Consider the following 2,899-nt stretch of genomic DNA (forward strand, 5'->3'; position numbering starts at 1 on the left):
CCGAGGCCCCAGTCGCCGAAGGCCGCCGCATCCGCGTCGTTGCGGCGCTGGTCGAGCACGATGCCGTGCTCATCCGTCAGCAGCACGCCGCAGCCCGAACCGCCGACCAGCCCGAAGAGCTGGTCGAGCTTCGGCACGGCGATGGCGAGCAGCGCGCCCAGCCGGTCGCGCCCGTGCCGCAGCGCGGTGCCGTCCAGTCGTGCGCCGGCGCTGCGCTGCGCCGGGTCCAGCCCGTAGTGCTCCAGCGAGCGCCGCCCTGAGGCGGCGAGGGAGGACCGCGCGGCGGCGTCGTCGCTGGAGGCCGTGCGCATGACCTTGTCGATGTGGTGGGCGGCGGGTGTCATCGGCGCTCTCCTCGATATGGGTCGATGTGGGGTCACGGACCGGGTGCCGCCATCCGGGCAAGGGTGCCTTTGGTCCTGATCCGGACACCCTACAACCGTGCGGACGCCGGCGACTATGCGACCAATGGACGAGGCGGGCGCCCGGCAGGCCGGCGGCTGCGCAAGCGCTTGGCATTGCGGCGGCCCTGACGTGCCCTCGGCGCGAGTTCGGTGTCCCGGACTTTACAAGTCCATGGCTTCCGGGCTCAAGTGACGGCAAGAGCCCCAATTTCTCACTGTGCGGACATCATTCATGGCGATCACGGCAAGCATCCATCACCTGACCCATTACAAGTATGATCGTCCCGTCACGCTTGGTCCCCAGTTGATCCGGCTGCGCCCGGCGCCGCATTCGCGGACCCGGGTGATCTCGCACTCGCTCAAGGTGTCGCCCGAGGGGCACTTCGTGAATCACCAGCAGGATCCCTACGGCAACTGGCTGGCGCGCTACGTGTTCCCCGAGCCGGTGACGGAGTTCAAGATCGAGGTCGATCTCGTCGCCGACATGACGGTCTACAACCCCTTCGACTTCTTCGTGGACGAAGAGGGGCAGGAGTGGCCGTTCGAGTATCCCGAGGAATTCCGCGACGACCTGCTGATCTACCGCGAGCCCGAGCCGATGGGCCCGCATCTTGCCGCCTACATGGAGGGCATCCCGCGCGAGACGACCGGCACCGTCGATTTCCTCGTCGACATCAACATGAAGCTCCAGAAGCACATCGACTACATCGTGCGGATGGAGCCCGGCGTGCAGACCCCCGAAGAGACTCTGCAGCACAAGCGCGGCTCGTGCCGGGACACCTCGTGGCTGCTGGTGCAGATCCTGCGCAACCTCGGTTTCGCGGCGCGGTTCTGCTCGGGCTACCTGATCCAGCTTAAGCCCGACCTGCAGGCGCTCGACGGGCCCTCGGGCACCGATCACGACTTCACCGACCTGCACGCCTGGTGCGAGGTCTTCCTGCCCGGTGCCGGCTGGATCGGGCTCGACCCGACGTCTGGCCTGCTGACCGGCGAGAGCCATATCCCGCTGGCTGCCACGCCGCATTACCGCACCGCCGCCCCGATCACCGGCGGCTTCTCGGCGGCGGGCAACCCGCACGTGTCTTTCGACTTCGACATGACGGTGACCCGCACCGCCGAGCATCCGCGCATCACCAAGCCGTTCTCGGACGAGGCGTGGGAGGCGCTCGACGCGCTCGGTCACAAGGTTGACGCGACCATCGCCGAGCAGGACATGCGGCTCACCATGGGCGGCGAGCCCACCTTCGTCTCGATCGACGATTTCGAGAGCGCCGAGTGGAACACCGCCGCCGTGGGTCCGACCAAGCGCAGCCGGGCCGACACGCTGATCCGGCGCTTGCGCGACCGCTTCGCGCCGGGCGGTTTCCTGCATTACGGACAGGGCAAGTGGTACCCGGGCGAGACCCTGCCGCGGTGGACCTTCTCGCTCTACTGGCGCCGCGACGGGCTGCCGATCTGGAAGAACTCGGACCTCGTGGCGAAGGAGGGCGCGCATGGCGCCGATGCCGAGCAGGCCGACCGCTTCCTGTCGACCTTCGCCGAGAACCTCGGGCTCGGGGCGGGTTACGTGCACCCGACCTTCGAGGATCCGGTCGACTGGATCCTCAAGGAGGCGGACCTGCCGTCGAACGTCACCCCCGAGGACAGCAAGCTCAAGGACCCCGAGGCCCGCGCCCGCATCGCACGGGTGTTCTCGCGCGGGCTGGATACGGCGGCGGGCTTCGTGTTGCCGCTCCAGCGCATGTGGCAGAGCAAGCACACGCCCTCGGTGCGCTGGCGCTCCGAGCACTGGAAGACCCGGTGGGTTTCCGCCTGCCGTTGGGCTCGCTGCCCTACATCCCGCCCTCGGCCTATCCCTATGTCTACCCGACCGATCCCTCGGTCCCGGTGCAGGCGCTGCCCGACTTCCACGCCGACCGCGCCGAGAAGCGCCGGCTGCTGATGGAAGAATTCGAGAAGATCGCCCGCGAAGAGGCGCAGATCGCGCGCGAACAGGCCGAGATGCTGCCCGAGGTCACCCCGGGCCACGCCCAGCCGGTGAGCGAGGCGCGCGACGCCGGGCACCGACAGAAGGTCATGGAGCAGGGCGTCGATCCGGCGGGCGGTCAGGTCCGCACCGCCATCGCCATCGAGCCGCGCGACGGGCGGCTCTGTCTCTTCATGCCGCCGGTCGAGGATCTCGAGGACTATCTCGAGCTGCTCGCCACCGCCGAGGAAACCGCCGAAGAGCTCGGCCTGCCGATCCACATCGAGGGCTACACGCCGCCGCACGACAGCCGCATGAACGTGATCCGCGTGGCGCCCGATCCGGGCGTGATCGAGGTGAACGTGCACCCGGCCCACAGCTGGGAGGACTGCAAGTCGATCACCACGGCGGTCTACGAGGAGGCCCGGCAGAGCCGCCTCGGCGCCGACAAGTTCATGATCGACGGCAAGCACACCGGCACCGGCGGCGGCAACCACGTGGTGGTGGGCGGGGCGACCACGCTCGACAG

The 2,899-nt window shown here is 68.7% G+C and carries 2 pseudogenes; one reads left to right on the forward strand and one right to left on the reverse strand.

What is annotated here, in order from left to right:
• Nucleotides 1-344, reverse strand: a pseudogene (locus HC022_RS23065) (sigma-54-dependent Fis family transcriptional regulator); the annotation flags it as partial.
• Nucleotides 345-636: 292 nt separating this feature from the next.
• Here HC022_RS23065 and HC022_RS23070 point away from each other — a divergent pair.
• A pseudogene (locus tag HC022_RS23070) lies at nt 637-2,899 on the forward strand (transglutaminase family protein); the annotation flags it as partial.

This window comes from Salipiger sp. HF18, from assembly GCF_011806505.1.
GTDB lineage: Bacteria > Pseudomonadota > Alphaproteobacteria > Rhodobacterales > Rhodobacteraceae > Salipiger > Salipiger thiooxidans.